Raw genomic sequence first — 26,551 nt, forward strand, 5'->3', positions numbered from 1 at the left:
TGTTGATGCCCCGATTTCATGAAAGCCGAGTCGATCAACGCGCGGGGCGGGCGGCGGCAGGATGGGTCACGGCGTGGGGGGCGGGCAGCGGTCGGGGAGGGTGACCTCGCCGGGGCGGTGCTCGAAGGTGTCCATGGTGAACCATTCGTCCAGCTCCGGGTCGAAGAGGTTCTGCAGGCCGAACTGCAACACCTGCCACCACCGGCTCGGGTCGTGCTGGTCGACGTAGATGTCGCCGAGCGCGATCGGGAACCGGAAGAACTCCCCCGGCACAGTGGAGCCGCCGACCACCCCGACCCGCCAGTGGTCGACGTGCCGGTCCTGGTCACCCTGGAGGATCTCCGGCCCCACGTAGCGGGCGGTCTTCAGCTTGTCGTTGAAGATCTGCCGGTTGAAAAACCCCGGGATCTTGCTGCACGCGCGGGGCGGAAACAGCGGGATGTTCGGCCACCTGTAGGTGAGCGTGTAGAGCGTGTTCTCGTAGATCAGGTTCGTGAACCAGATCGGGTGCTCGGGGCCGCCGGCGGTCATCTGGCTGTTGCCGTCGCGGCCCTGCCAGGAGAACGGCACGTCGATGCCGAGGTCACGCACGATGTACCGGCCGGTGCCCTGGAAGTCGGCGGGGAGCAGCGGTGGGCGCGGTTCGCGCGGTTCGGGAACGGTCGGGCCGTCGGCCTGGGCCGCGCGAGGCAGTGGCGCTGCCGCCGGACCGGGCGCGACCACCCCGAGGGCGAACAGACCGCCGGCCACTGCCGACACCACCATCCGACGTGTACGCCTCGACACCACAATCGCCCTCCGCCACCCATATCGGCCTTCGGCGCAGCCTAGGAGGCAGGAAAACGTGAGAGACGGCGGAAACGTGTGGGCTCCACCGGACGGGTGACGAGACGCGCACCGGCCCGGGACCAGAGGCGATCCCGGGCCGGCGTCACGCGAACCCGACTACTTGATCAGCTTCCAGGGGCCGAACTTGTCACCGGGCTCCTGGCCGCGCGTCCACCACTTCGCCTCGTACACGTGGCCCTTGAAGGACACCCGGTCACCGGCGTTGTAGACCTTCGTGAGCGTCCAGGCCGCCGGGCTGTTGTCCGGTGGGGTCGGGGCGATCTCCTCCCAGGAGCCGTTGCGGTCACCCGGCTTCTGGTTGCGGGTGTACCACTGGGCCCGCCACTTCCGACCGTCGTACATCGCGACGTCACCGGAGTTGAAGATCCGCGACGCGGTCCAGATCGTCGTACCGTCCTCGGTCATGGCGAGTTCCTGCCACGCGCCGTTGGCGTCGGCACCCGGCTTCTGGTTCTTCGTGTACCAGGAGGCCCGGAAGACCCGACCCTGGTAGGTGACCCGGTCGCCATCGTTGTAGACGGTCGACGAACTCCACTGCGCCGGCAGGTTCACCGTCAGGACGGCGGTGGCCTGCGCCGAGGTGAGGTGGTCGTCGCCCTCGTACGACGCGGTGAGCGTGTGCTGGCCGCCCGCGAGGCCCACCGGGAGGGTGAACGTCGCGGTCCCGTTGGTCACAGTGGTCGAACCGCGGACGGTCGTACCCTCGCGCAGCTCCACAGTGCCGGTGACCGGCGTGCTGCCGGCCGCGACCCGCACTGTCACCGTCGCCGCGGTGCCCCACGTGCTCGGGGCGGCGGTGACGGTCATCGTCGGGACCTGCTTGGCGGTCCCGAACACGGCCGGCTGGGCCACCGCCTCGCCGCCGTCGGCGCTCTTCGCGGAGACGATCCAGCCGTACGAGGTGCCCGGCAGGAGATTGCCCCAGGTCGTGGTGGCGACGCCGTTCGAGGTCACCTCGTCGGTGCCGATCGTGCCCGACGGCACGTACGCGGCGAGCGAGTCGGTGGTGAACGACGTCTTGCGGGTGCTGAGGTCCACCGGCAGTGTCAGGTTGTCCTCCGAGCCGTTGTACCGCGGCTTCGGCTGGCTGCCGTCCTGGCGGATGTCGTACTCGGTCGCTCCGAAGTTCTTGAGGAACGGCGAGTACGTGTCGATGTGCATCTCGGCCCGGTCCACGTCGAACTGGAGCAGGCGCAGGAAGCTCGCGCCGAACTGCAACCGGTCGGTGGCCTTGTGGTCCGGGGTGCCGTCGCCGTTGACGTCGATGGTGCCGTCCGGGGCGACCCGCGACGGCCACAGCTCGGCGGCGGTGACCGTGTAGAACTGGTAGTCCGCGAGCAGTTCCACGACGTCGTGGCTGACCGTGACGCCGATCTTCGACTTCAGGTTGGTGCCGACGCCGTGTTCGTGTCCGGCGAGGACCAGGAAGACGTTCGGGTTGACCTCGACGACCTGCTTGAACAGTGGTGAGCCGTCCGGTGCGGAGAAGTCCGCCCCGCGACCGTCGGGGTTGGCCGACGGCTTCAGGTAATCGTGGGAGAGGAGGATCCCGTTGCGGTCCCGGTACCGCTTGAAGATCGAGTCAGCCCACTTGGCCTCGGCCGGCGTGACGCCGTACGACAGGCCGACAGCGACGAAGTCCAGGCCACCGGCGGAGAAGAGCAGGTAGTTGTTCTGGTTGTCTTTGCCCGGCGTGACGGACCCGTCGGCGTTGGTCACCTCGTCCCACGCGTGGTACTCGGTGCCCTTCGGCCAGCCCTTCGCCGTCCCGTAGTACCGGTCGGCACTGAACGTCCGGCTGAACCGGGACGTGGGGCCCGTCTCGGCACCCAACTGATCGTCGTGGTTGCCGGCGATGACCTGGTTGACGACACCGTTGTCGTCGAGGATCTTCTGGAAGCCCGACGCGGTGGCGAGCTCCTTCTCGACCTGCTCGTGCAGACCGGGCCGCTTCAGCGAGCCGTCCGGGTTCTTGGCCAGCGGGTCGTAGTAGTCGTTCTCGATGACGTCGCCGGTGTGCGCGGCGTACGCGATCTTGCGGCTGGCCGCGTTGTCGGCGATCCACTGCATCTGGTCGCGGTACGCGGCCGACCAGATCGCCTGCTCCTCGGCCGTCTCGACGTCCGAGGGCTCGGCGTTGCCGTCGAAGTCGTCGTACGTTCCGCCGGCCGCACCCTCGGTGACGTACTGGGTGTCGGTGAAGTGCGCCAGCGAGAAGTCGTACGACGCGGGATCCTCGAAGCGGTCCTTGTCGTTCTGCGCCGACGCGTCGTGCGGCGACAGGTCGTCGGCGAACGGATCCTCGCCGGTGACCAGCACGTGCACCACGCCGCCGTCGCGGTACCCGGCCTCGATCTGCGCGGTCAGGACGGTGTCCTGCCCGGCCTGCCCCCGCGAACTGGTCAGCACGACCCACTTCTTCGTGGCCGGGTCCCACGCCCGCAGCGCCACGATCCGGGCCGGGTCGATGGTGCCCGACCAGCGCAGAGTCGGCTGCTGCCTGGTCGCGCCCAGCGGCAGGTCGTACCGCTGGAAGATCACCCCACGGCTGGACGGGGTGTCGATCGTCGCGCCGTCGAGCGGGCGCAGCGAGGTGACGTCGACGAACTTGTCGTGCTGGACGTCGAGCGTGGTCGGCACGTCGGCCGCCTCGCCCTGGTAACCGCCCGTCGGCACGACCACGTCCGCCTTGGTGAAGGTGGCGGTCAGTCCGACGCCCTCGGCGCCGGGGATCCGGGCGGACAGCTCGGCCGAGAGCGGGTCGGTGCTCTTCACTGTCGAGTTCAGCTCGCTCGGAACGTCCGGGATGCTCGCGCTGCTGAAGCGCACCTCGCGGGTGGCGGTGTTGCCGAGCGCGTCGGTCGCCGTCAGGGCGATGGTGTGCTCGCCGGCCGGCAGACCGTGGCCGATCTGGTCGCCCTGCTTGACGGCCACGCCGTCGAGGGTGATGGCCGGCGTGCCGACGACCCCGGAAGCGTCCTTGATCTTGACGTTGAGGGCGACGGTCGAGGTCAGCCGCTGCCCGCCCGCCGGGACACTGCTCTCGACCTCCGGGGCGGTGTTGTCGGTGGTGAAACGCCGCGTCGAGGTCTTGTCCCCGACGACCGCCTTGATGGTGTGGGCGCCGTCCGCGATCGCCGTCGTGTCCACGTCGGCGCGCTTGCCCAGCGCCGGCAGCGCCGCGCCGTCGGGTGCCGTGACGTCGAACAGGACCACCTTGGTCAGCACCGAGTTGTAGCTGCTGCCACAGGTGCCGTCGCCGACGTACGTGGTCACCTGCGAACCGGCCGGGTAGCTCGCCGAGCCGATGGTGACGGTGGTCTGCGCGACCGAGCGGGTCAGCTGGGTCGCCTTCGCGTCGGTCGGCAGCAGCTGGAAGTCCCGCAGCGTGAAGTCGTCGAAGTTGTCGCAGCCGCCGGGCTTGGCGCTGCCGTGGTCGTTGCCCGCGACGAACTCCACGGCGTTGACGCCCGGCACCAGCCACTCGTTCGGGAAGGTGAGGTCGGCGGTCTCCTTCTCCCACATGCCGATCTCCAGCGGGATGCCGTTGATCAGCACCTTGTTGTCGTACCCGTTGTCGCTGCCGTTGCCGCCGACGAACACCTTCAGGTGCGCGTCGCCGCCGCTGCCGAGGGTGTCGACCGTACGGGTCGTCGGGGCGCCGTCGATGGTGAAGTGAAGTTCGGCGTCCCTGTTGGCCGCGCAGGTGCCGTCGCCCAGCGCCAACGTGGCAGCGGTCGTCTCCGCCTTCGTCACGGTCGTGCCGCTGGTGGTGACGACGTACGTGGTGCCGGCCGTCACCGTGCCCGCCGTGCTCAGGGTGAGGCTCGTCGCCTCCCGGGTGAGGGTGAAGTCGTCGTGGTTGGCGCAGGTCGCGCCGTTCAGGTGCCGTTGTAGTCGCCGGTCCGGACCTCGACGACGTTGTCACCGAGGTGCAGGAACCGGGTCGGGAACGCCAGCCTGACGTCCTCGGCGCCGGTGGCGCCATAGTCGCCGCCCAGATCGACCCGGTGGCCGTTGACGAGCGCGTAGTTCTGGTAGCGGGCCTCGATGGAGTTGCCGGCCTCGACGCGGAGACCGAGGGTGGCGGTGCCGGTGGCCAGCGCCTCGGCGTTCTCGGCGGGCTTGTCGTCGACGGCCAGCGACTCGACGTGGTCCTTGCCGCCGGTGGGCAGCGCGGCGATGACAGGCCGCGTGCCACGGATGCGGGCACCGTCACCCGGGGTGACGACAGCCGCGCCGACCGGCGAGTTGTTGACGTCCACGGTCACTGACGTCTTCGCGCCCGACTGGGTCGTCGCGCTGACCGTGTGCGTACCGTTGGTGAGCCTGGTGGTGTCCAGGTCGGCGCGCAGGCCTGACGTGCTGCCCGGCTCACCGGAGATGACGAAGGTCAGGGCCTGCTTGAGCAGCTTCGCGGAGCTGCCGCAGGTGCCGTCGCCGAAGCTGTAGCTGAACAGGTTCTGCTCGCCGTCGGCGACCACGCCGAGCAGGCTGAGACTGATGCTGCTCAACGCGTAGTCGTCGTAGTTGGGGCAGCGGCCACCCTCACCGTTCGGCAACTCCTCATAGCCGACGGCGGTCTTGGTGGTCGAGTCGACCCAGTTCGCTCCGGCCTGGACGGTGATGGTGTTCGAGCCGGGTTGGAGCCAGTCACCGGGGAAGTCGAGCGTGCCGACCTGCCCGCCCGGGATGTCCGGGAGGTACACCCGGTCGGCGTCGGCGGTGTGGCCGTTGACGGTGATGTAGTTGCGGTAGCGGGCCTCGGTGCCGTTGCCGCCCATCTCGAAGGCGAAGTGGGCGGTCCCGGCGGTCTTGTCGGCACCGATCCGGTCGCCGTCGACGGCGAGGGTGGTGACCGAGTCGTTCTCGGTGACCGGCTCGACGACGACGGGAACCTCACCTTCGAGGTTCTGCCCGTTACTCAGACTGATCAGCGGCGCGTTACCGCTGGTCGGGATCGCCTGCGCTCCTGCGAGGGTGGGGCTGAGGGTCGTCGCCGGTCCGGCGACGAGGAGGAGCGCCACCGCGGACAGGAGTCCGCGTGTTCGCTTCCTACGCGCACGTGAAGCGTGCGTCATGGCGAGGTTTCTCCTTTGTTGGGTGCGAAGAACCGCAGACGCCGAGCACCGGAATGCCGACCGCGGCGGGCACGGGGACCAGAGCGGGTGGCCGGTCTCAGGACGACGGTCGGGCGCGGGCGATCCGTCGGCGACGTACCTGACGTCGCAGCAGCGGAACGACGGCCGCGATGAACAGCAGGGGGCCGACGCTGCCGGCGACCTTCCAGGCGGTGGCGCGGCCGTGGTCGGCAACGCCCGCAGCAGGCGCCGAGGGTGCGTCGCCGAGCGCCCAGTCGTGGGCGTACCGGTCGGGGCCGTACACATGGCGCTGGCCCCACGGGCCGGTCGCCACCGTCTGGTACGCGGGGTCGAGGTCGCTCAACATCCGGACCTCGATGCGGGCCGCGCCGATCGGCCCCGCGCAGAGGTAGTCGACGTCCACACCGGAGCCCGCGAGATCGCTCGGCGGGTCGACGGTGCCGGCGCACGCGTGTCCGCCGCTGCTGACTGTCATCTGCCTGAGCAAATAGGTCGCGAATGACGGGGACGAGGCGAGCACTGTCGCGTCCGAAGCCTGAAACGAGATCGCGCCGTCGAGCAGTACACGGTCCTGCGGCAGCAGGCCGAGCCGGACGCCGAGCAGTGTCAGTTCGTCGACGCCGCCCGCCTTCCACGTCAGGCGGACCACCGCGGGGCGGGTCGCGTCCGCCGCGACGGTCACGGTCTGCGGATAGCCGTACGGGTGTGCTCCGGCAGGAACCGCCATGGCCAGCAGGGTGAGGGTGAACGCCACCGATATCACGACGCGGCGGGGCCACCGTGCGGTTGAGGGCATGCCAGCGCTCCGGTCTACAGGTGCTGTGGCACGCCGGTGGGCGCGACCGTTCAGTGACCCTGCCGGGCGCTGGCGAACTCGCCAGGCGAGCTTGATGAGAAACGGGCGCAGCGGGGGTGAACAGTTAGTTGATCAACTGCGCCTCTCCGCGCGCAATGGCTGAACCAGCGGCGAGGCGGGTGAGTGCGACAGAAAAGGGTTGGCGGGCCACTCAGCGCGGCCCGCCAACCCCTGGAAGCGGGTGGTTACCCGGCGCCGCCGGCCCGGAACGCCACCCAGGCGTCACTCATCCGGTCGGCCTGCCCGGCGGTGAACATGTTCATGCAGGAGTCCTGCGTGTAGTCCATGAAGTTGTGGATCGGGTCGAGCCCGGGCGCGGTGCAGGAGTCCGCGCCCACCGGGCAGTCGAACTGCGGCGCCGCCTCGCGCGGGGTGTCCGCGACGAAGTCGCCGGACGCGGAGCAGCCGTGCGCGAAGGTGTGCTCCAGCATCAGCCAGTGCCCGACCTCGTGCGTCAGCGTGTCACCCAGGGCGTACTTGCCGGCCGTGCCGCCCGGCATCGACTCGTCGAGCATCACCACGCCGTCGATGTAGTCGCGCCCGTTGTTGTAACCCTTCGGGAAGTACGCCCAGCCGAGCAGCCCGTCGCCGATGTTGGCCGCGTACACGTTCAGGGTCTCCGAGTCGCCGGTGTACAGCGCCTTCTTCATGTCCCGCTCGTTCTTGCCCGGCACGACGGTGTACCAGGCGCTGTTCACCGTCCACGTCGTGTCGACGAGCGAGAACCGGAACGGAGTGTTGGAGGCGTCTCCCGCGGTGCGGCCCGCGAACGAGTCGTTGAGCACCGCCAACTGCGCGGCGATCAGGGTGTTCCACCTGGTCGTCTCGGCCGCGGTGAGCGGGTGGTCGGAGATCATGTGGAAGACCGTCGGCACTGTGACGCTGCCGTTCGGTAGGCGCGGCGCGTCCTTGATCACGCCGTATGCCTTGGCTTCGTTGGTGGAGTACAGCTCCGGCTCCTGGGCGGTGGCGCCCTCGGCCAGCCGGGCGGCGCCGTGCGCGTCGGCGCCCGGCTCACACGCGGTGACGCCCGGGGAGGCGGGCGCGGGCGCGGCAGTGGCGAGCGCCCCGGAGGCACCGCCGGACGCCAGGAACGTCGCGGCGGTGGCGGTGAGGACCGCCAGTCGGAAGGTCGATCTTCTGCGCATCGGTGCACCTTTCGATGAGGGAGGCGGTGCGTGGTCGATGACGTCGCTGTTCGGTATGAGAACACGCCGACGGCATCGACAAAAGACCCTCTGAGCAGGGCAGATGGCGACGTAACGGAACCGGGTCGGCCAGCGCTGTTTGGGCCGCTCCGGCGACGTTCAGAGGACCCGGGTCACCTGTTCGGCGGCGACGACCGCGTCCCGCCGCGCCTTGTCGAGGTTGGCACTGATCACCACGGACGCACCGGCCGAGAGCGGCGCGAGCAACCACTTCAGCGGCTGCTCGGTCTCGGCGGCGTCGACCAGGAGGCGGTCGCCGGCGCGCAGGTCCAGCATCGTGGCGAACTCCTGGGCGAGCGCACCCCACTGCCCGTAGGTGGTGCCGTCAGCGGTGGCCGGGTCCGACGGGTGGATGGCCGTGTGGTCGGGCGCGCCGTCGCCGTGCCGGAGCACCTCGGCGGACCAGTCCAACCAGCCCAACGGCACGTCGTCCAGCCGCCCCGGACCGGTGCCGACGAGATAGCGGTGCGGCGCGTCCGGCACGTCCTCCAGCCAGTCGTCCTGGCGCTCCGGCGTCACGAAGACCGCGTCGAACGGCCGGTCGCCGCCCGGTTCGAGCACCGCGAGGCCCGCTGTGGCGCGCGGTCGGAACGACACCGCCAGGCCGGAGGCCCAGGCGCCCAACAACACCGCTGCGGTACGCCAGTGCGGCGGCAGCAGGACCGCTACGCGGCTGCCGGGGCCGAGCCGGCAGCCGTCCCGCAGCAGGCTCGCGCTGCGTGCCGCCCACTGACCGACCTGCTGTGCCGTCAGGTCGACGCGCTCGCCGGTCGCCTCGTCGCGGTAGCTGAGCAGTGGACGCTCGGCCTCGACGGGCCGGGCCGCCAGGTCGGCCGTGACGGTTGGCTGCATCTCCACGCTCCCCGGGTCGACGTCGGCACCACAGTACTCAACGACTTTGGTCGCACCGGTCGTCGGCCGATGGCCGTATCGGGTGACCGGGTGGCCCGGGCACGGTGCGGGGAACGATCCCCAAAGCGTCGCCGAGGAGCTCCCATGCCAACCGCACCCGACCCCGGCACCGCCGACCATCCCGCCACCGACCATCCCGCCACCGACCATTTCGCCACCGCCGACCGTCTGCCTCTGCGTCGGCGGCTCCTGCCGGTGATCGCGTTGCTGCTGCTCGCGCCGTGGGCGGCCGAGTGCTCGTGGGGCGGCTTCGCCATCGACGACTTCCTGCCGGTGTTGATCTTCCTGGGCCCGATGTACGGCGGCGCGGCGATCCTCATCCGGGAGACCGCCCGGCACCTCGGCGCGGGCTGGCCGACCATCGTGCTGCTCGCCGCCGCGTTCGGCGTACTCCAGGCCGGGCTGGTCGACCAGTCACTGTTCAACCCCGACTACCTCGACGACACCCAGTACGCCGACACCCGGGCCGCCGCCGAGGCGACGCTGGTGCCGGGGCTCGAATTCAGCCTCCGGCAGGCGTTCGACTACGTGGGCAACCACATAGTGCTGACGATCTGCGCGCCGATCGTGCTCATCGAGTCGTTCCTCGGGCCGCAACGGCGGCTGCGGCCGTGGCTGGGCCGACCCGGTCTCGCCGCGGTGGGCGTGCTCTACCTGCTCGGCAGTCTGTTGATCTTCTCCGACAGTGGCCGGAAGGGCTTCCTGGCCAGCCCGCTCCAACTGGCCTTCGCCGCCGTGGTGGTCGTCGCCCTCGTCGCGGTAGCCCTGCTGCCCCGCTGGCGTCACCCCCACCCGCGCCGGGCCCGTCGGGCACCGCACCCGCTCTGGGTGGGTCTGCTTGTCGTCCTCGTCCGAATCGGCGGCGACCTGACGCCCGGCTGGGCAGGGGTGGCCATCGCACTGACGCTTGCCGCTGCCGCCGGCGCCCTGATCGCTTACTGGTCGTCCCGCAAGGGTTGGGGGCAGCGGCACGTGCTCGTTGCCGGCACCGCGGGCCTGGTCACCGCCGCCGCGTTCGCGTACGTGGTGCCGCCGTATTCCCCGGCGAGCCCGGCTGCGGCCCTGGCCGGCGACGTCGCGGTCACCGTCATCACGATCGCCCTGGTCGGCGGCGCCTGGTGGCGGTCGCGTGCTTCGCCCGCTGTTCACGTCGCCGCAAGCTGATGCTCCCCGACGACTGTCAGCCTCCGTGCGGGTACGACCTAACGGAGGAAGTCCTTGACTCTCAGAAGAGCATTCACGGCGCTCACCGCAGCCGGTGTCGCCGCCGCCAGCCTGACCGGGGCCACCCCCGCATCGGCCGGCGGGCACCACCATCCAGGCATGTCGCTCGCCTTCGACCGGGTCGCCACGTACCCGGTGTTCCAGAACCGGCCGGCCGGCGAGGATCCGACGACCGCGACGGTCGCCGAGATCTCGGCGGTCAGCGAGGACGGTCGCACCCTGATCCATACCGACGCGCTGGCCCGGCGCATCGGCTTTCTGGACATCTCCCGTGCCGACCGGCCGCGCGGCCTCGGCACGCTCTCCCTGGCCCAACTCGGCAACGCCGAGGACGAGCCGACCTCGGTCGCCGTGGTCGGCAGGTACGTGCTCGTGGTGGTGAACACCAGCGCCAGCTACACCGAACCGTCCGGCCGCCTCGACGTGATCGAGCTGGCCAGTCGCGAGCGGGTGGCCAGCTTCGATCTCGGCGGTCAGCCCGACTCGATCGCGATCAGCACTGACAAGCGGTACGCCGCGATCGCCATCGAGAACGAGCGCGACGAGGAGGCCACCCCGCCCGGCGGCGAAGAGGGCGACCTGCCCCAGGCGCCCGCTGGTTTCGTGCAGATCGTCGACCTGGCCGGGAAGCCTCCGGCCGGTTGGCGGCTGCGGCCGGTCGCGCTGACCGGGGCCGACGGCACGGCGCTGCCCGCGCTGGCGCAGGCCGGCCTCGCCGCGCCGACCGACCCCGAGCCGGAGTACGTCTCGATCAACGGCCGCAACCAGTTGGCCGTGACGCTTCAGGAGAACAACGGCGTCGCCCTGATCGACCTGCCCACCGGCCGGATCACCAAGGTGTTCAGCGCCGGCACCGCCACGATCAGCGGCATCGACACCAAGAAGGACGGTGTCATCGACCTGACCGGCGGCATCACCGACGTGCCGCGCGAGCCGGACGCGGTGGCCTGGGTCGACGACCGCTATCTCGCCACCGCCAACGAGGGCGACTGGCACGGCGGCACCCGTGGCTGGTCGGTCTTCGACAGCCTCGGCGGACGCGTCGCCTGGGACGCCGGCAACACCTTCGAGCGGCTCGCCGTCGCGTACGGGCTGCACAACGAGGACCGGGCCGGCAAGAAGGGCACCGAGCCGGAGGGCGTGGCCGTCGCCGAGTACGACGGCGTCCGGTACGCCTTCGTCGGCTCGGAGCGGAGCAACTTCGTCGCCGTCTACGACCTGGACGACCCCACCCGGCCGGTTTTCAAGCAGATGCTGCCGACCACCAACGGGCCGGAAGGGCTGCTGCCCATCCCGTCGCGCGGGCTGCTCGCGGTCTCCAGTGAGGAGGACGACGCCTCGGTCAACGTTCGGGCCTCGGTGTCGCTCTTCCAGCTCGGCACTGCCACTCCGGCATTCCCGAGCATCGTCTCCGGCACGGACCGGGCCGGCACGCCCACCGGTTGGGGAGCGCTCGGCGCGCTGAGCGCCGTCCCGGGCAAGCGGGACCAGCTCTACAGCGTCACCGACGCGGCGTACGCCCAGACCCGCATCCTCACCGTCGACGCGAAACGGACCCCAGCAGTGATCACCGGTGCGCTGCCGGTGCGGGACGCGGCCGGCGCTCCGGTCGGGTACGACGCGGAGGGCATCTTCGCCCGCCCACAGGGCGGCTTCTGGCTTGCCGTGGAGGGCGCCAAGGGCGCGGAGAACAAGCTGGTTCGGCTCGACGCCGCCGGGGTGACCCGGCAGACCGTCGCACTGCCCGCCGAGGTCGCCGCCGGCCTCGGCAAGCAGGGGCTGGAGGGCGTCACCGCGACCGTTGACCGGCAGGGCCGGGAGATCGTCTGGGTTGCCGTACAGCGGGAGTTGAGCACCGACCCGGCCGGCATCGTCCGGCTCGGCCGGTACGACGTCGTAGCGGGCACCTGGAGTTGGTTCGGCTACCAGTTGGGGGCCACCACAGTGCCCGGCGACTGGATGGGCCTCTCCGAGATCACGGTGGTCGGTGACCGGCTCGCGGTCATCGAACGGGACAAGCTGAACGGCCCGGCCGCCACTGTCAAGCGGATCTACACGGTGCCGTTGCCCGGTGCGGCGGCGACGGGTCCGCTGACAGTGCTGCCGAAGACGCTCGCCGTCGACGTGCTGCCCGCGCTGCGCGCCAGCAACGGGTGGACCCAGGAGAAGCTGGAGGGTCTGACCGTGGCCGGCAACGGCGAGGTGTACGCGATCACCGACAACGACGGGGTCAAGGACGCCACCGGTGAGACGGTGCTGCTGCGCCTCGGTTCCAGCCGCAAGGTCTTCGGCCGCAGCTGACCCACCAGCCGACAGGGCCCGGCGTCCACAGGCGTGGACGTCGGGCCGTGCTCCCGTCAGCGGGTGGGCAGTTCCGGGCCGCCGTTCAGCAGCGGGCCGAGCAGGTCGTCGTACTCCTCGACCCGGGCCAGGACCTCGGCGGCGGTGAACTGGCGGACGGCCGGTTTCCGGCCGCGCGCGCCGGCCTCGACCTCGTCCCAGGTCAGCGGCGTCGACACCGACGGCACCGACTGGGCCCGCAGCGAGTACGGCGCCACAGTGGTCTTCGCCGCGTTGTTCTGACTCCAGTCGATGAAGACCTTGCCCGGTCGGAGGTTCTTCGCCATCTTCGACACGATCAACTTCGGGTGGGCCTTCTCCAGCTCCTGGGCGATCCGTCGGGCGTAGTCGGACACGAGGTCGGACGACTGGGTGCCGGCGATCGGGCAGCAGAGCTGCATGCCCTTCTTGCCGGACGTCTTCGGGTACGACTCGATGCCGTCGTCGGCGAGGCGGTCGCGCATCAGGACCGCCACCGGGCAACACTCGGCGAGCCCGGCCGGCGGGCCCGGGTCCAGGTCGATGACCATCATGTCCGGGGGTTCACCCACCTTCCACTGCGGTGTGTGCAGCTCCAACGCGGCGAGGTTGGCCAGCCAGACCAGGGTGGGCAGGTCGTCGGCTACCACGTAGTCGATGGTCTCCCGGCCCTTCGTCGACCCGGGCGCGGGAAGGTTCTCCACCCGCACCCAGTCCGGGGTCGCGGCCGGCGTGTTCTTCTCGAAGAACGACTTGTCGTCCACCCCGTTGGGGAAGCGGATCCGGGTGAGCGGCCGGTCCCGCAGGTGCGGCAGGAGCACCGGGGAGATCCGGGTGTAGTAGTCGATCACCTCCCCCTTGGTGAACCCGGCCGCCGGATAGAGCACCTTGTCCAGGTTGGACAACTCCAACGCGCGACCCTCGACGTCCACCCGTAGCCGTTCAGCCGGCATCGTCGACCTCCTCCGGAGGCTTGTCCGGGCGCAACCGCAGCACCCGGGGGAAGCGCAGCCGGCCGTCGGGGGTGCGCTGGCCGTACTTCACCTCCACCACCACCTGGGGTGTTACCCAGATGGCGCCCCGCGCATCCTCGCGCGGCACACCCGGCGCGAACGGTGACACGCCGGAGCGCAGCGGCTCCAGCTCGGCGAGGAGCTGCCGCTCGATGGCCGCGCCGATCCCGCCGCCGACCCGACCCCGGTAGATCAGTCGGCCGTCCGGGCCGGGCACCCCGACCAGCAGGCCGCCGATCCGGCGCGCGCCCGGTCGCCAACCGCCGACGACGAAGTCGCCGGTCACCTCCAGCTTGACCTTCACCCAGTCCGGCGAGCGCACCCCCGGGCGGTAGACGGCCCCGACCCGCTTGGCCATCACCCCCTCCAGGCCGTGCTCCCCGGCCGCCTCGTAGGTGGCCGGCCCGTCGGCGAACATCGGCGGCACCGCCCACCGGAGGCCACCGAGCGCGAGCGCGTCGAGGGCCTCCCGGCGGCGCTCGTACGGCCAGCCGGTCAGGTCGTCGCCATTGAGCCGGAGCAGGTCGAAGATCATGTACGTCACCGGCATGACCGCTGCCAACCGGGCCGCCTTGGCCCGGTCCCGGACGTGCATCCGCTCGGCCAGCGCGGTGAACGACGGCTGCCCGCCCTGACCGAGCAGCACCACCTCACCGTCGAGCAGCGCGTCGTCGACCTGCTCGGGCAGGGTGGCCAACTCCGGGTACGCGGCGGTGATCTCCACGCCGGAACGGGCATACAGGTGCTGACCGCCGCCGGAGATGTCGGCCAGGGCGCGGACGCCGTCCCACTTGAACTCGTACGCCCAGCCGTCACCCGCCGGGAGCGGCCCGGTCATCGCGAGCATCGGCTTGAGCGGCGCGCCGGGCACGACCCGACTGTAGTAGCAGCCCGAACACCTCGCGTCCGGTTCTTTCGGATGCGAGCATGGTCGATACCGGGGAAGGGAGCGCAGGATGCGTGCCATCTGGAAGGGAGCCGTGTCGTTCGGGCTCGTCTCGATCGGGGTGAAGCTCTACTCCGCGACCGAGGAGAAGGACATTCGGTTCCACCAGGTGCACCGTGAGGACGGCGGTCGGATCCGCTACAAGCGCACCTGCTCGGTCTGCGGCGAAGAGGTCACCTACGACGACATCGCCAAGGGCTACGACATCGGCGGCGGCGAGATGGTGATCCTCACCGACGAGGACTTCGCCGATCTGCCGCTGACCAGCTCCCGCGCTATCGACGTGCTGGAGTTCGTACCGGCCGAGCAGGTCGACCCGATCCTCTACAACAAGGCGTACTTCCTCGAGCCGGAGGGCGCGGCGACCAAGCCGTACGTGCTGCTGCGCGACGCGCTCATCGACTCGGAGCGGGTGGCCATCGTCAAGGTGGCGCTGCGTCAGCGGGAGCAACTGGCCACTCTGCGGGTCCGCGAGGGTGTGCTGCTGCTCAACACCATGCTCTGGCCGGACGAGATCCGTACCCCGGACTTCGGTTTCCTCGACGAGGACCTCAAGGTGCGCCCGCCGGAGCTGGCCATGGCCAGTTCACTGATCGACTCGATGACCGGCGAGTTCGAGCCGGACGTCTTCACCGACGACTACCGGGCCGCGTTGCAGGAGGTCATCGACGCCAAGGTGGAGGGTCGGGAGGTCGTCCAGCCGGAGGAGGTCGAGGAGGCCCCGGCCGCGGCGGTGGACCTGATGGCGGCGTTGAAGGCCTCGGTGGAGCGTGCCAAGGCGGCTCGCGGCGAGCAGCCCGCCCGCGGCGGTGGTGGCGGTGGCGGTGGCGGCGGCGAGCCGACGCCCATCTCGTCGGCCCGGTCGGCGCAGAAGGCAGCCGAGAAGAAGGCGGCCAAGGCACCTGCGAAGAAGACCGCCGCGAAGAAGACGGCCGAGAAGAAGGCGGCGGAGCCGGCGAAGAAGACCGCTGCCAAGAAGACCGCCGCGAAGAAGGCGGAGCCGGCGAAGAAGACCGCCGCACGCAAGACCGCACCCCGCAAGAGCGCCTGACCGTACGGCAGCGGCGGCGGTGTCCGCCTCGCCGGGTACGCTCCGCCGGCCGCTGGCGACCGGAGGAGCCCCCATGCCGTACACCCCTGATCTGGACCGGTTGCTGACGCCCGGCGCTCGCTTCACCGACCAGCACGGCGGGTACCTGATCGAGGTTCACCCGGCGGGCGACGTCGTGCTGCCCACCGGCCAGGTGGTCGGGTGTGACCCACTGGTCTGCCCGGAGGCGGAGCCGTTCACTGTCACGGTGCCGCCGGGGCGGTACGCCACTCGCGCCTGGGTGGCGGTGGTGCTCCGGGAGGACGCCGAGGTGGACCGGCGGGTGGCCGCGTTTCAGCTGGTGGTCTCCGACGAGCCGACGATCCGCTGGGAGCCGGCCGTCGCGGGCGACCAGGACGTCGCCACGCTCGGCGCGGACGACTACTTCGGCTACGGGGTGGACGCCGGCGCCGGCACCCTCGCCGACCCGACAGCGCTCGCCGTCCTGGAAGGCTGGGACTACGACCGGGTCGAGCAGGTCTTCATCCCCGACAAGTTGCCCTCGTCCCCGGTCCCGGGGCTGATCACCGCCGTGTTGGACGAGGCCAGCGGTGCCAACGTCGTCACAGTGGCCACCGGTTGGGGCGACGGCTGCTACGGCACCTGGATCGGCCGTACCGCCGACGGACGGATCACGTCGTTCGTGACCAACTTCATGGTCGTCCCGGAATAACCGCCCGGGAAAGCCCCGGAACTGTCGCGCTGGGCGATCCGAGGCGTCGGCGGCGGGCACGGTAGGCCGCGGTGCGGGTACCGTGTGCGTCGGCTTTCCCCCCGGCACCGGGTGCCGGCCACACTTCGCAGCAGGGAGTCGACGACGTGAGCGAGCGGACGCAGCAGACGGGCCCGGACCAGAGCCCGGCAACCAAGTCGGGGCGCCGCCTGGCCGCCCAGTTGGCGGAGAAGAAGGCCGCCGACGCGAGGCGCAAGCGCAACGCGTGGGCCAGCGGCCTCGCCGCCGTCGCCGTGGTCGGGGTGCTGATCGGTGTCTTCGTGACGATCGGCGGGGGCGACGACAAGCCCAAGACCCAGGCCGACGCGACCCCCTCGGCCTCCGCCCCGGCCCCCGACGAGGCCGGTGCGCCCCCCGCTCCGCAGCTGCCCGAGGGCGCCGACCCGGCGCTGGGCACCAAGCCGGCGGTGACGCCGGGCACCGGTGACCTCAAGAAGCTCACTGTCACCCCGGTGATCAAGGGCAAGGGCCCGGCCGTGCAGAAGGGCCAGAACATCACCACCAACTACGTGGGCGTGTTCTACAAGGACGGTAAGGAGTTCGACTCCTCCTGGAAGGCCGGGCAGCCGGCCACCTTCCCGATCGGCGTCGGCCGGGTCATCCCGGGCTGGGACCAGGGCCTGGTCGGGGTGACAGTGGGCAGCCGGGTGCAGCTCGACATCCCGTCGGAGCTGGCCTACGGCAAGGACGCCGCCGCCAAGGGTGCTCCCGAGGGTCCGCTGCGCTTCGTGGTGGACGTGCTCGCCGCCCAGTGACCTGTCCGGGTCGTCCCGGTTGTCGCCGGGACGCGATGGAGTTGTTCACATGGGGCTTCCGGCCCGTCACCCAGCGGCAGTAGGTTCGGCGTCACCCCGGGCGGTTCGCCGCCCGGGGTGAGCATCCGGAACCGGGACGCGGAGGTGCATGTGACGGCGCTGGACGAGCCTGGGCGGACGGCCCGGTCGATGTGGGCGTACTTCGAGCCGGTGCACACCGTCACCTACCTCCACCCCCGGGCCCGGGCCGCGTACGAGGCGGTCGGGCTGCGCGGCTACTGGCGCGGTTACTTCGCCGGCCGGGCCGCGCCGCTGGGCGCCGCCGAGGCTGCCCCGGTGATCGCCGCCTTCTTCAACTTCGCGCCGCCGATGGTGGCCCGCGCGCTGCCGGCGGTGTGGCGGTTGGCCACCCCGCAGGAGGCGCTGCGCGCCCGTCTGACCGGTGCGGTGCAGGCGCTCGCCGAGCTCACCTACGAGCTTCCGGAGTCGCACCTGGTGGAGGCCGCCGACCTGCTGGAGCGGGCCGCCTCGGCGGCGCAGACCGCCGGTCGGGTGCTCGGCGCTGCCAACGCGGCCCTCCCGGCCGGCGAGTACCCGCTGGCGCGGCTCTGGCAGGCCGCCACCACGCTGCGCGAGCACCGGGGGGACGGGCACGTGGCGGCGCTGGTGGCCGCCGGCCTGGACCCGGTGGAGACGCTGACCGGGCGGGTCGCGCTGGACGGTTCGTCGCCGCAGTACCTGCTGGGCCGGGGCTGGTCCGAGGAGCAGTGGCACGCCGCCCGCGAGCGGCTCACCGAGCGGGGTTGGCTGACCGGGGACGGCGCGCCCACCGACCACGCCCGGGCCGAGTTCCAGGCCATCGAGGACGCCACCGACCGGGCCGCCGCGCACCCGTGGCAGGCGCTCGGCGCCCACGACACGGACCGGCTCCGGGAGCTGCTGGAGCCGATCGCCCGGTCCGGTCACACCCTGCTTCCCGAGGGCAGCCCGCTCGGTCTGCCCGCGTTGCCCGGCTGACCGGGCGCCCACCGGTCGGGCAGGATAGGCCCGTGACTGATGCGGTGGTCTTCGACCTGGACGGCGTGATCGTGGATTCCGAGCCGGTGTGGGAGGAGGTCCGCCGGGCGTACGTGGCGGCGCACGGCGGGACGTGGCAGCCGGACACGCAACGCCGGCTCATGGGGATGAGCACCGGCGAGTGGGCCCACTACCTCAGCGGAGAGCTGGGCGTCGACCGCACCGCCGAGCAGGTCGCCGTCGAGGTGGTCGAGGAGATGACCCGCCGCTACCGGGACCACGTACCCCTCATCGACGGCGCCGACCAGGTCGTCCGCCGGCTGGCCGCGCGGTGGCCGCTCGGGTTGGCCAGTTCGTCGCCGACCCGGCTGATCGAGGCGGCGCTGGCCGCGACCGGCCTGACCGACGCGTTCGGCGCGACCCTCTCCACCGAGCAGACCGAGCGGGGCAAGCCCGCACCGGACGTGTACCTGAGCGTCGCGCAGCGCCTCGGCGTCGACCCGACCCGGTGTGCGGCAGTGGAGGACTCGTCCAACGGGGTGCGTTCCGCCGCGGCTGCGGGGATGCGGGTGGTGGCGGTGCCGCACGGCTCGTACCCGCTCGACCCGGACGCCGCCGGGCTGGCGGTGGTGTCGCTGGACGCGATCGGTGAGCTGACCCCGGAGTTGGTGGACGAGCTGGGTTGACAGGGATCGAGCCGGGTAGAGACCACGGATGAAGGCCATCGTGTACGAGCGCAACGGCGACCCTTCGGTGCTCGGTCTGGTCGACCGCCCGGTGCCCGAGCCGGGTGCGGGAGAGGTCCTGGTGCGGATGGCGGTCTCCGGGGTCAACCCGACCGACTGGAAGTCCCGCCGCAACGCCCCACCGAACGGGTGGCAGATTCCCGGGCAGGACGGCGCGGGGGTGGTCGAGGCGGTCGGCGAGGGGGTCGACCCCGACCTGATCGGTGAGCGGGTGTGGGTCTGGGAGGCCGCCTGGCAGCGACAGTGGGGCACGACGGCGGAGTACACGCTGGTGCCGGTCCGGCAGGCGGTGCGCCTCGGCGCCGCCCCGTTCGAGCTGGGCGCGGCCCTGGGCATCCCGTTCCTCACCGCGCACCGCTGTCTGACCGCTGGCGAGTTCATGCCGGACACGCTGCGGGCCGGCGCGCTGGCGGATCACACGGTGCTGGTGCAGGGCGGCGCGGGCGCGGTCGGCAACGCCGCGATCCAGCTCGCCCGCTGGGCCGACGCCACTGTGATCGCCACTGTGAGCAGCGCGGAGAAGGCGCAGCTCGCAGCCTCGGCCGGCGCCTCCTTCGTGATCAATTATCGGGAGCAGGACGTGGTCGAGGAAGTCCACAAGATCGCCCCCGACGGGGTCCACACGATCGTGGAGGTTTCCCCCGCCCGCAACGCCTCGGTCGACGTACGGGTGCTGCGGCACGGCGGCGCGGTCTGCATGTACGCCGACGACGGCGGGGACGAGGTGAGCATCCCGATCCGGGCGATGATGGCCCCGAACGCCCGCTGGCAGTTCGTCCTGGTCTACACCGAGCCGAAGGCGGCCAAGGCGCAGGGCGTGAAGGACGTGGCGGCGGCGGCCAGCCAGGGTGGCATCCGGGTCGGCGCGGACGCCGGCCTGCCGCTGCACTACTACCCGCTGGCGGAGGCGGCCGCGGCGCACCAGGCGGTGGAGGACTCGACGGTGGGCAAGGTGCTCATCACCACCAGCGACGCCTGATCGGGTCGCTGACCACCCGATTTCCCCGTCAGCAGGACAGAAGCGAACAACTTTCGCAACAATGACGGTGCGGGTCACCCCGCGTGGAGCGGGCGGCCCCGGCGCGGTGCGAACGCCGGGGCCGCCCCTGGGGAGGGTTCAGGAGTACTCCCGCCCCAACAGGCGACAGTGCCGGGGAAAACGTTACGGGGCTGTCAGCTCCCGGACAGTCAGCTCGCCCTCGGCGTACCGCGAACGGACGACCTTCTTGTCGAACTTGCCGACGCTCGTCTTCGGCACCGTGTCGATGAACGCCCAGCGCTCGGGCAACTGCCACCGCGCCACCGACCCGGCCAGGAAGTCCCGCAATTCCTCGGCGGTCACCGAAGCGCCCTCCCGGACCACCACTGTGGCCAGCGGGCGTTCGTCCCATCGCTCGTCCGGGACCCCCACCACGCACGCCTCCAGCACCGCAGGGTGGGCCATCAGCGTATTCTCCAACTCCACCGACGAGATCCACTCACCGCCGGACTTGATCACGTCCTTGGCGCGGTCGGTCAGGTTGATGTACCCGTCCGGCGAGAGGGTGCCCACGTCGCCGGTACGCAGCCAGCCGTCGCGGAACTTCTCCTCGTCCGGGGCGTCGTCACCGACGTACCGGGCGGTCACCCACGGCCCCCGGACCTCCAACTCGCCCACTGCCGTGCCGTCGGCGGGCATCGGGTCGCCCGACGGGCCGACGATCCGCGCCTGCACGCCGGCCGGCACCCGCCCCTGGGTGTAGCGGTAGCGCCAGGCTTCTTCACCTGTCGCACCCGCGGGCGGGCGCGAGACCGACCCCAGCGGGGACATCTCGGTCATGCCCCAGGCGTGGATGACGTCGATCCCGTGCCGCTCGTCGAACGCGTGCATCAGCGCCGGCGGGCACGCCGAGCCGCCGACGATGACCTCACCGAGCGACGAGGTGTCCACGTCGTGGGTGTCCAGGTAGGCCAGCAGGTCGGTCCAGATGGTCGGCACCGCGCCGGCCAGCGTGGGCCGCTCGGCGGCGATCATCTCGGCGATCGGCGCGGCCTGGAGGAACCGGTCCGGCATGATCAGCGACGCGCCGGAGAGGAAGGCCGCGTAGGGCAGGCCCCACGACATGGCATGGAACATCGGCACGATGGCCAGCTCGCGGTCGGTCGGCCCGAGACCGAAACCCTCCGGCATGCAGACCTGCAACGAGTGCAGATAGATCGACCGGTGCGAGTAGGCCACGCCCTTCGGGTTGCCGGTGGTGCCCGAGGTGTAGCAGAGCGCGGCGGCGTCGCGCTCGTCCACCTCGGGCCAGTCGTACGTGTCGGGCCGGTCGGCGAGCAACGCGTCCCAGTGGTGCACTGTGATCCGGTCGCCGGCAGCCGCCACCAGCGGCGCCGGGTCGCCGCCGCCGACCACCACGACGTGCCGCACGGTGGTCAGCTCACCGATCACCCGGGCCAGCAGCGGGATGAGCGTGCTGTCGACGAGGACCACCCGGTCCTCGGCGTGGTTGGCGATGTAGACGACCTGGTCGGGGAAGAGCCGGATGTTGAGCGTGTGCAGCACCGCGCCCATGCTCGGCACCGCGAAGTAGGCGACCAGGTGCTCGTTGTTGTTCCACATGAAGGTCGCGACCCGCTCGTCGCCGGTCACCCCACACTCGTCGCGCAGCCCGTGTGCCAGCCGAGCGGCGGCCCGGCCCACCTCGGCGTACGTCATCCGGCGGGGTTCGGCACCCGTCCAGGTGACCACCTCGGCCGTCCCGTGCACCGCTGCACCGTGGTCGAGGATCCGGGAGATCTGCAGAGGGGCGTCCATCATCGTGCTACGCATGGGTAACAAGCTAGTGTCGGCGGTCACACGTTGGGAACCCCCGTAAGTTGTCGCAGGTGAGCATCTCCTGGGCCGACTCGTACGTGGGGCAGTTGCGCGCGCTCGCCGGGGACCGGACGCTGATGTTCGTCGGCGCCCGTGCCGTGGTCAACGACGACGCCGGACGCATTCTGCTGATCAAACGCTCGGACAACGGCCAGTGGGCCATGCCGGCCGGCGCGATGGAGCTGGGCGAGTCGATCGCCGACTGCGCGGTACGCGAGGTCCGTGAGGAGACCGGGCTGCGCGCGCTGCGGGTCTGCGCGTTCGCCCTCTACACCGGCCCGGACCGGACGAGCACCAACATGTACGGCCACACGTACCAGGTGTTCACGACGGCGTTCAAGGTGGAGGAGTGGGACGGGCAGTTGGCCCGGGTCACCGACGAGACCACCGACGCCGGCTTCTTCGCCCGCGACCGGTTTCCCGCCCCACTCTCCACGTCGGTCATCGAGACCCTTGCCGACCTGGACGTCTTCGAGCAGACGAACCGGCTCATCCTCAAGTAGTGCGGCCCCGGAGCCACCGACCCCGGGGCCGTGCCTCACTGCGGCAGCCGGAGCCCGGCGAAGAACCCTTCCTGGATCCAGTTCGGGTACGCGACGGGCAGCTTGGTGGCCTCGTCCAGCTCGGTGAGGTCCTGCTCGGTCAGCGTGAGATCCGAGGCGGCGATGTTGTCGACCAACTGATCGTGCTTGCGGGCACCGACGATCACGCTGGTCACGGCCGGTCGGGACAGCAACCAGGCGACCGCCACCCGGGCCGGGCTCACAGCGTGCCGCTCGGCGACACCCTTGAGGACGTCGACCACCCCGAAGGCGTGCTCGGGGTCGAACGGGGTGAAGCTGGCGTAACCGGGCTGGGCGCTACGCGCGCCGCTGTCGGCGACGGCACCGTCCCGGCTGACCTTGCCGGAGAGGAAACCACCGGCGAGCGGGCTCCAGACGGTCAGTCCGACACCCTCGTTGAGCGCCATCGGCACCACGTCGCGTTCCACGTCCCGGCCCAGCAGCGAGTAGTACTCCTGCACCGAGACGAACCCGGCCAACTTCTCCCGGGCGGAGATACCCAGGGCCTTGGAGATCTGCCAGGCGGCGAAGTTCGCGGCGCCGATGTAGCGGACCTTGCCCTGCCGGACCGCGTCGTCGAGCGCGCGCAGCATCTCCTCCATGGGAGTGATCTGGTCGAAGTTGTGGATCTGGTACAGGTCGATGTGATCGGTGCCCAGTCGGCGCAGGCTGTCCTCCAGGTTCTGCATGATGTGCAGCCGGGAGGTGCCGACGTCGTTCGGGCCGGGGCCCGTCCGGGAGTGCACCTTCGTCGCCAGTACGACGTCGCGTCGCCGCTTGCCGAGCGCCTTGCCGAGCAGTTCCTCGCTCTCGCCGTCGCTGTAGCCGTCGGCGGTGTCGACGAAGTTGACGCCCGCGTCCAGCGCGGTGTCCACCAGCCGCTGCACCTCGGGCAGCGCCAGCCCACCCAGGGTGCCCCAGAGCGGGTGCCCACTGCCGCCGAAGGTCATCGCGCCGAGCGAGATCTCCGAGACGTACACCCCGGTGGTGCCCAGCAGTCGGTACTTCACGTGTGTTGCTCCTCATGATGGGTCGGAGGCCGAGGTCAGGCACTCCGTGGTCACTATGTCGGACACTGTGTCCGGCAACGAGCGTACGTCGCCGACCCGACCCCCGGCCACCTAGGATTCCGGCTATGCCCTCGATCACCCGCCGCCGCCCGCGCAACCCCGACGGACGCGCGGCCGTGGAAGCGCGGGTGCTGGCGGCCACCGAACGGCTCCTGAAGGAGGGGATCCGCTTCACCGACCTCGGCGTGCAGCGGATCGCCGCCGAGGCCGGCGTCGCGCGGTCGACCTTCTACACCCACTTCCGGGACAAGACCGAACTGCTCATGCGCCTCGCCGGCACCATGCGGGAGAGCTCGTTCGACCGCACCGGCGAGTGGGACCCGGGCGGCCCCGGCGACCCGCTCGCGCGGCTCACCGAGGTCTTTGCCGACGTGATCCGGATATACCGGACGTACGCCCCGGTGCTGGCCGCGGTCAGCGAGGTCGCCGCGTACGACGAGGTGGTCCGGGAGTTCTGGGCGGCCGGGCTGGAGCAGTTCGTGGGTCGCACCGAGGACGCGCTCCGGGTCGAGCAGCAGGCCGGGCGTACCCCCGCCGACCTGGACGTGACGACGGCCAGCCGGCTGATCGTGGTCGGCGGCGACCGCTTCCTCGCCGACCACGTCAGCACCACCTCGGCCGACCCCGAGACCGACGCGGCAGCCGCCCGGGAGTTGGCAGCGACCTGGTGGTACGGCGCCTACCGCCGCCCCGCCTGACCACCTGTGGCTCGGCTGACGCCGACCGCCCCGGAGCGGTCCGGGGCGGTCGGTGTCGAGACGCTCAGATCATCGTCTGGGACTTGGCCTCCATGTCGGCGGCGGCTTCCTCCTTCGACTCGCGGGTCAACGGCTTGCCGCCCGGAGCCGGGGCCTCCCCGCCGAGCGGGTCGGCGCCACCGGTGGCACCCTTCGGGCCGGCGCCCCGCAGCTGTGTGTTGGGCAGCGTCAGGGTGACCACCACCGCCACGATCGCGATCAGGCCAGCGGTCAGGAAGACCATGTCCAGCGCGTCGACGAAGGCGCCCTGGATGGCAGCGCGCACCGGCCCCGGCAGGGCCAGGATGGTGGCCGGGTCGTTGATCGAGATGTTGGCGCCGCCACTCGCCGCCACCGCGGCCTGCTCCTGCGGCGGGAGCTGCGCGATCGCGCCGGGCAACCGGTCGGCGAGCCCGCCGGTCAGCCGGGACGAGAGCACAGTGCCGAGGATCGCCACCCCGAACGAACCGCCCAGCGACCGGAAGAAGGTCGCCGAGGAGGTGCCGGCGCCCAGGTCGCGTACCGAGACCGCGTTCTGTACCGCCAGGATCAGCGACTGCATACACAGGCCCAGCCCGACGCCGATCACCACCATGAACCCGAACGCGACCCAGAGCGAGGTGGCCACCTCCAACTGGGTGAAGAGGAACATGCCGACCAGGAGGGTCACCGAACCGGCCACCGGGAACCACTTGTACCGGCCGATCCGGGTCATCGCGCGGCCGGTCAGGATCGAGGTGATGATGATGCCGGCCATCATCGGCAGCATCAGCAGACCGCTGCGGGTCGGCGAGGCGCCCTTCACGATCTGCAGGTACAGCGGGATGAAGATGATCGAACCGAACATCACCAGACCGATGATGAGCAGGGCCGAGTTGGCCAACGCGAAGGTGGCGTTCCGGAACAGCCGCAACGGCAGGATCGGCTCGGCCACCCGGGCCTCCTGGAGGACGAAGAGCACCCCCAGCACCGCACCGACGACGAAGAGCGTGATGATCACGCCGGAGCCCCAGGCGTACTCGTTGCCGCCCCAGCTCAGCGCGAGCAGCAGGGAACTCACCCCGGCCACCAGCAGGCCGGCGCCGAGCCAGTCGATCGAGTGGTCCCGACGTTCGAACGGGATCAACCGCATCACGTGGTAGCAGACGACGATCGCCAGGATCGCCAGCGGCACGTTGATGTAGAAGATCCACCGCCAGTCGGTCTCCGCGAAGTAACCGCCCACCAGCGGGCCGGCGACCGACGAGATCCCGAAGACGGCGCCGAACAGGCCCTGGTACCGACCACGTTCCCGGGGTGACACCACGTCCGAGATGATGGTGAACGCGAGGGTCAGCAGACCACCGGCGCCGAGACCCTGGATGCCCCGGGTGACGATCAGCTGGGTCATGTTCTGTGACAGCCCGGCCAGCAACGACCCGACCAGGAACGTGCCGATCGAGAAGAGGAAGACCGGCCGACGCCCGTACAGGTCGGCCATCTTGCCGTAGAGCGGTGTCGACGCGGTCGAGGCGAGCAGGTACGCGGTGACCACCCAGGAGTAGTGGTTGATCCCGCCCAGCTCGCCCACGATGGTCGGCAGCGCCGTACCAACGATGGTCTGGTCGAGTGCGGCCAGCAGCATGCCGGTCATCAGGCCCAACATGAGCAGCCGGATCTGCTGACGGTTCAGCACCGGCACATCCGAGGCTTCGGTGGTCATGTGGCCTTCTATCCCGCGAGCCGCAGAACATGCGCCGAACCACCAAAAAACCAACCCGGTACCGCACCCGCTCCGCGCTCCCGCCCCCAGCGCCCCCGCCTCCTGGCGTTGATCAAGAGGTTTGCGTCATGACGCACGGCGTTCCTGACGCAAACCTCTTGATCACCGGGGCAAGGGCCCCGGGGGGAGGGCCGGGTCTGAGGGGTTAGGGGGTTGTGGTGAAGGTTTTGGTGATTGCTGCGCAGAAGGCGGGGAGGTCGTCGGGTTTGCGGCTGCTGGTCAGGTTGCCGTCGGTGACGCACTCCTCGTCCACCCAGGTGGCTCCGGCGTTGGTCAGGTCGGTACGCAGGGTGGGCCAGGAGGTGATCCGCCGGCCGCGCACCACGTCCGCCTCGATCAGCGTCCACGGGCCGTGACAGATCACCCCGACCGGCTTGCCCGCGTCGAAGAACGCCTTCACGAACCGCACCGCGTCCGGGTCGCCCCGCAGGAAGTCCGGGTTCGCCACCCCTCCGGGCAGCACCAGCGCGTCGTAGCCGGCGGCGTCGGCCTTGTCGACTGTCACGTCCACGTCGTACGTCTTGGAGTGGTCCAGGTGGTTGAAGGACTGGATGGAGCCGGGCTTCAGCGAGACCAGCTCGGCCGTCGCGCCAGCGGTCTCGACCGCCTCGCGTGGCTGGACGTACTCGACCTCCTCGACGCCGTCGGCGGCCAGGAAGGCGATCCGCTTGCCCTGCAATGTCGCTGCCATCTCGGTACATCTCCTTTCCGGGGGTACCTCAATCCCCTTCCCGCCCTCGAACGCCCGAAACAGGTCGGACAGGTGTCGGACCGGCTCGGACCGGTCACGGA

At 70.8% G+C, this 26,551-nt stretch carries 22 protein-coding genes; 10 read left to right on the forward strand and 12 right to left on the reverse strand.

Translation table 11 applies throughout. The annotated features are described in order from the left end of the window. Positions 1-66 precede the first annotated feature (66 nt). From OG598_RS24555 to OG598_RS24580, 6 genes are all read right to left on the reverse strand, one after another. Positions 67-786 carry a hypothetical protein gene (locus OG598_RS24555; protein ID WP_328651264.1) on the reverse strand — a complete coding sequence of 240 codons (720 nt, stop codon included), beginning with the start codon at positions 784-786 and terminating at the stop codon, positions 67-69. A gap of 159 nt (positions 787-945) precedes the next feature. Then, complete coding sequence (locus tag OG598_RS24560) at positions 946-4,650, reverse strand: carbohydrate-binding protein (protein WP_328651265.1); 3,705 nt, start codon at positions 4,648-4,650, stop codon at positions 946-948. A gap of 80 nt (positions 4,651-4,730) precedes the next feature. Continuing rightward, positions 4,731-5,876 carry a hypothetical protein gene (locus OG598_RS24565; protein WP_328651266.1) on the reverse strand — a complete coding sequence of 382 codons (1,146 nt, stop codon included), beginning with the start codon at positions 5,874-5,876 and terminating at the stop codon, positions 4,731-4,733. A gap of 151 nt (positions 5,877-6,027) precedes the next feature. Next, entirely contained in the window at positions 6,028-6,747 is a 720-nt protein-coding gene (locus OG598_RS24570; RefSeq protein WP_328651267.1) for a hypothetical protein, read from the reverse strand. A gap of 245 nt (positions 6,748-6,992) precedes the next feature. Next, the gene (locus tag OG598_RS24575) at positions 6,993-7,955 is read right to left on the reverse strand and encodes a zinc metalloprotease (RefSeq protein WP_328651268.1); all 963 of its coding nucleotides are present in this window, start codon (positions 7,953-7,955) and stop codon (positions 6,993-6,995) included. A gap of 159 nt (positions 7,956-8,114) precedes the next feature. Next, positions 8,115-8,867, reverse strand: coding sequence for a TIGR03089 family protein (locus OG598_RS24580; RefSeq protein ID WP_328651269.1), 753 nt, complete (start codon positions 8,865-8,867; stop codon positions 8,115-8,117). A gap of 144 nt (positions 8,868-9,011) precedes the next feature. Between OG598_RS24580 and OG598_RS24585 the strand changes: the two genes are divergently transcribed. Then, positions 9,012-10,091: a hypothetical protein gene (locus tag OG598_RS24585; RefSeq protein WP_328651270.1), complete on the forward strand. Its 1,080-nt coding sequence runs from the start codon at positions 9,012-9,014 to the stop codon at positions 10,089-10,091. A 54-nt stretch (positions 10,092-10,145) separates the two neighbouring features. Continuing rightward, positions 10,146-12,452, forward strand: a complete 2,307-nt coding sequence (locus OG598_RS24590) for an esterase-like activity of phytase family protein (protein ID WP_328651271.1) — start codon at positions 10,146-10,148, stop codon at positions 12,450-12,452. Positions 12,453-12,508: 56 nt separating this feature from the next. On the opposite strand, the gene ligD (OG598_RS24595) is transcribed toward OG598_RS24590, so the two are convergent. Beyond that, on the reverse strand, positions 12,509-13,423 hold the full coding sequence (gene ligD, locus OG598_RS24595; RefSeq protein WP_328651272.1) for a non-homologous end-joining DNA ligase: 915 nt from the start codon (positions 13,421-13,423) through the stop codon (positions 12,509-12,511). Next, the gene (gene ligD / locus OG598_RS24600) at positions 13,413-14,354 is read right to left on the reverse strand and encodes a non-homologous end-joining DNA ligase (RefSeq protein WP_328651273.1); all 942 of its coding nucleotides are present in this window, start codon (positions 14,352-14,354) and stop codon (positions 13,413-13,415) included. The genes ligD (OG598_RS24595) and ligD (OG598_RS24600) overlap by 11 nt, the downstream gene beginning before the upstream one ends. 85 nt (positions 14,355-14,439) lie before the next feature. Between ligD (OG598_RS24600) and ku the strand changes: the two genes are divergently transcribed. The 6 genes from ku (at position 14,440) to OG598_RS24630 (ending at position 19,749) form a co-directional block, all read left to right on the forward strand. Further along, positions 14,440-15,480, forward strand: coding sequence for a non-homologous end joining protein Ku (gene ku / locus OG598_RS24605; RefSeq protein ID WP_328651274.1), 1,041 nt, complete (start codon positions 14,440-14,442; stop codon positions 15,478-15,480). Positions 15,481-15,553: 73 nt separating this feature from the next. Next, a complete protein-coding gene (locus OG598_RS24610) occupies positions 15,554-16,192 on the forward strand; it encodes a DUF4241 domain-containing protein (protein ID WP_328651275.1) in 639 nt (212 codons plus the stop codon). A gap of 146 nt (positions 16,193-16,338) precedes the next feature. Continuing rightward, entirely contained in the window at positions 16,339-17,007 is a 669-nt protein-coding gene (locus OG598_RS24615) for an FKBP-type peptidyl-prolyl cis-trans isomerase (protein ID WP_328651276.1), read from the forward strand. A 189-nt stretch (positions 17,008-17,196) separates the two neighbouring features. Then, a complete protein-coding gene (locus OG598_RS24620; RefSeq protein WP_328655421.1) occupies positions 17,197-18,024 on the forward strand; it encodes an SCO6745 family protein in 828 nt (275 codons plus the stop codon). A 32-nt stretch (positions 18,025-18,056) separates the two neighbouring features. Then, a complete protein-coding gene (locus OG598_RS24625) occupies positions 18,057-18,710 on the forward strand; it encodes an HAD family hydrolase (protein ID WP_328651277.1) in 654 nt (217 codons plus the stop codon). Between the two features lie 28 nt (positions 18,711-18,738). Continuing rightward, positions 18,739-19,749 (forward strand): NADPH:quinone reductase, encoded by a 1,011-nt coding sequence (locus tag OG598_RS24630; protein ID WP_328651278.1) that lies wholly within the window; start codon positions 18,739-18,741, stop codon positions 19,747-19,749. A 183-nt stretch (positions 19,750-19,932) separates the two neighbouring features. On the opposite strand, the gene OG598_RS24635 is transcribed toward OG598_RS24630, so the two are convergent. Then, a complete protein-coding gene (locus OG598_RS24635; RefSeq protein WP_328655422.1) occupies positions 19,933-21,567 on the reverse strand; it encodes a fatty acid--CoA ligase in 1,635 nt (544 codons plus the stop codon). A 71-nt stretch (positions 21,568-21,638) separates the two neighbouring features. On the opposite strand from OG598_RS24635, the gene OG598_RS24640 reads away from it, so the two are divergent. Then, positions 21,639-22,130: an NUDIX domain-containing protein gene (locus OG598_RS24640; RefSeq protein ID WP_030334282.1), complete on the forward strand. Its 492-nt coding sequence runs from the start codon at positions 21,639-21,641 to the stop codon at positions 22,128-22,130. Positions 22,131-22,165: 35 nt separating this feature from the next. On the opposite strand, the gene OG598_RS24645 is transcribed toward OG598_RS24640, so the two are convergent. Next, complete coding sequence (locus tag OG598_RS24645; protein WP_328651279.1) at positions 22,166-23,200, reverse strand: aldo/keto reductase; 1,035 nt, start codon at positions 23,198-23,200, stop codon at positions 22,166-22,168. Positions 23,201-23,325: 125 nt separating this feature from the next. Here OG598_RS24645 and OG598_RS24650 point away from each other — a divergent pair, with 125 nt between their 5' ends. Further along, positions 23,326-23,958: a TetR/AcrR family transcriptional regulator gene (locus OG598_RS24650; RefSeq protein ID WP_328651280.1), complete on the forward strand. Its 633-nt coding sequence runs from the start codon at positions 23,326-23,328 to the stop codon at positions 23,956-23,958. A gap of 64 nt (positions 23,959-24,022) precedes the next feature. Here the strand turns inward: OG598_RS24650 and OG598_RS24655 are convergent, their stop codons facing one another. Beyond that, positions 24,023-25,699 (reverse strand): MDR family MFS transporter, encoded by a 1,677-nt coding sequence (locus tag OG598_RS24655; protein WP_328651281.1) that lies wholly within the window; start codon positions 25,697-25,699, stop codon positions 24,023-24,025. A gap of 205 nt (positions 25,700-25,904) precedes the next feature. Further along, positions 25,905-26,450 carry a type 1 glutamine amidotransferase domain-containing protein gene (locus OG598_RS24660; protein WP_328651282.1) on the reverse strand — a complete coding sequence of 182 codons (546 nt, stop codon included), beginning with the start codon at positions 26,448-26,450 and terminating at the stop codon, positions 25,905-25,907. Positions 26,451-26,551 lie beyond the last annotated feature (101 nt).

Source organism: Micromonospora sp. NBC_00330, assembly GCF_036136635.1.
In the GTDB taxonomy this organism is placed as follows: domain Bacteria; phylum Actinomycetota; class Actinomycetes; order Mycobacteriales; family Micromonosporaceae; genus Micromonospora; species Micromonospora salmantinae.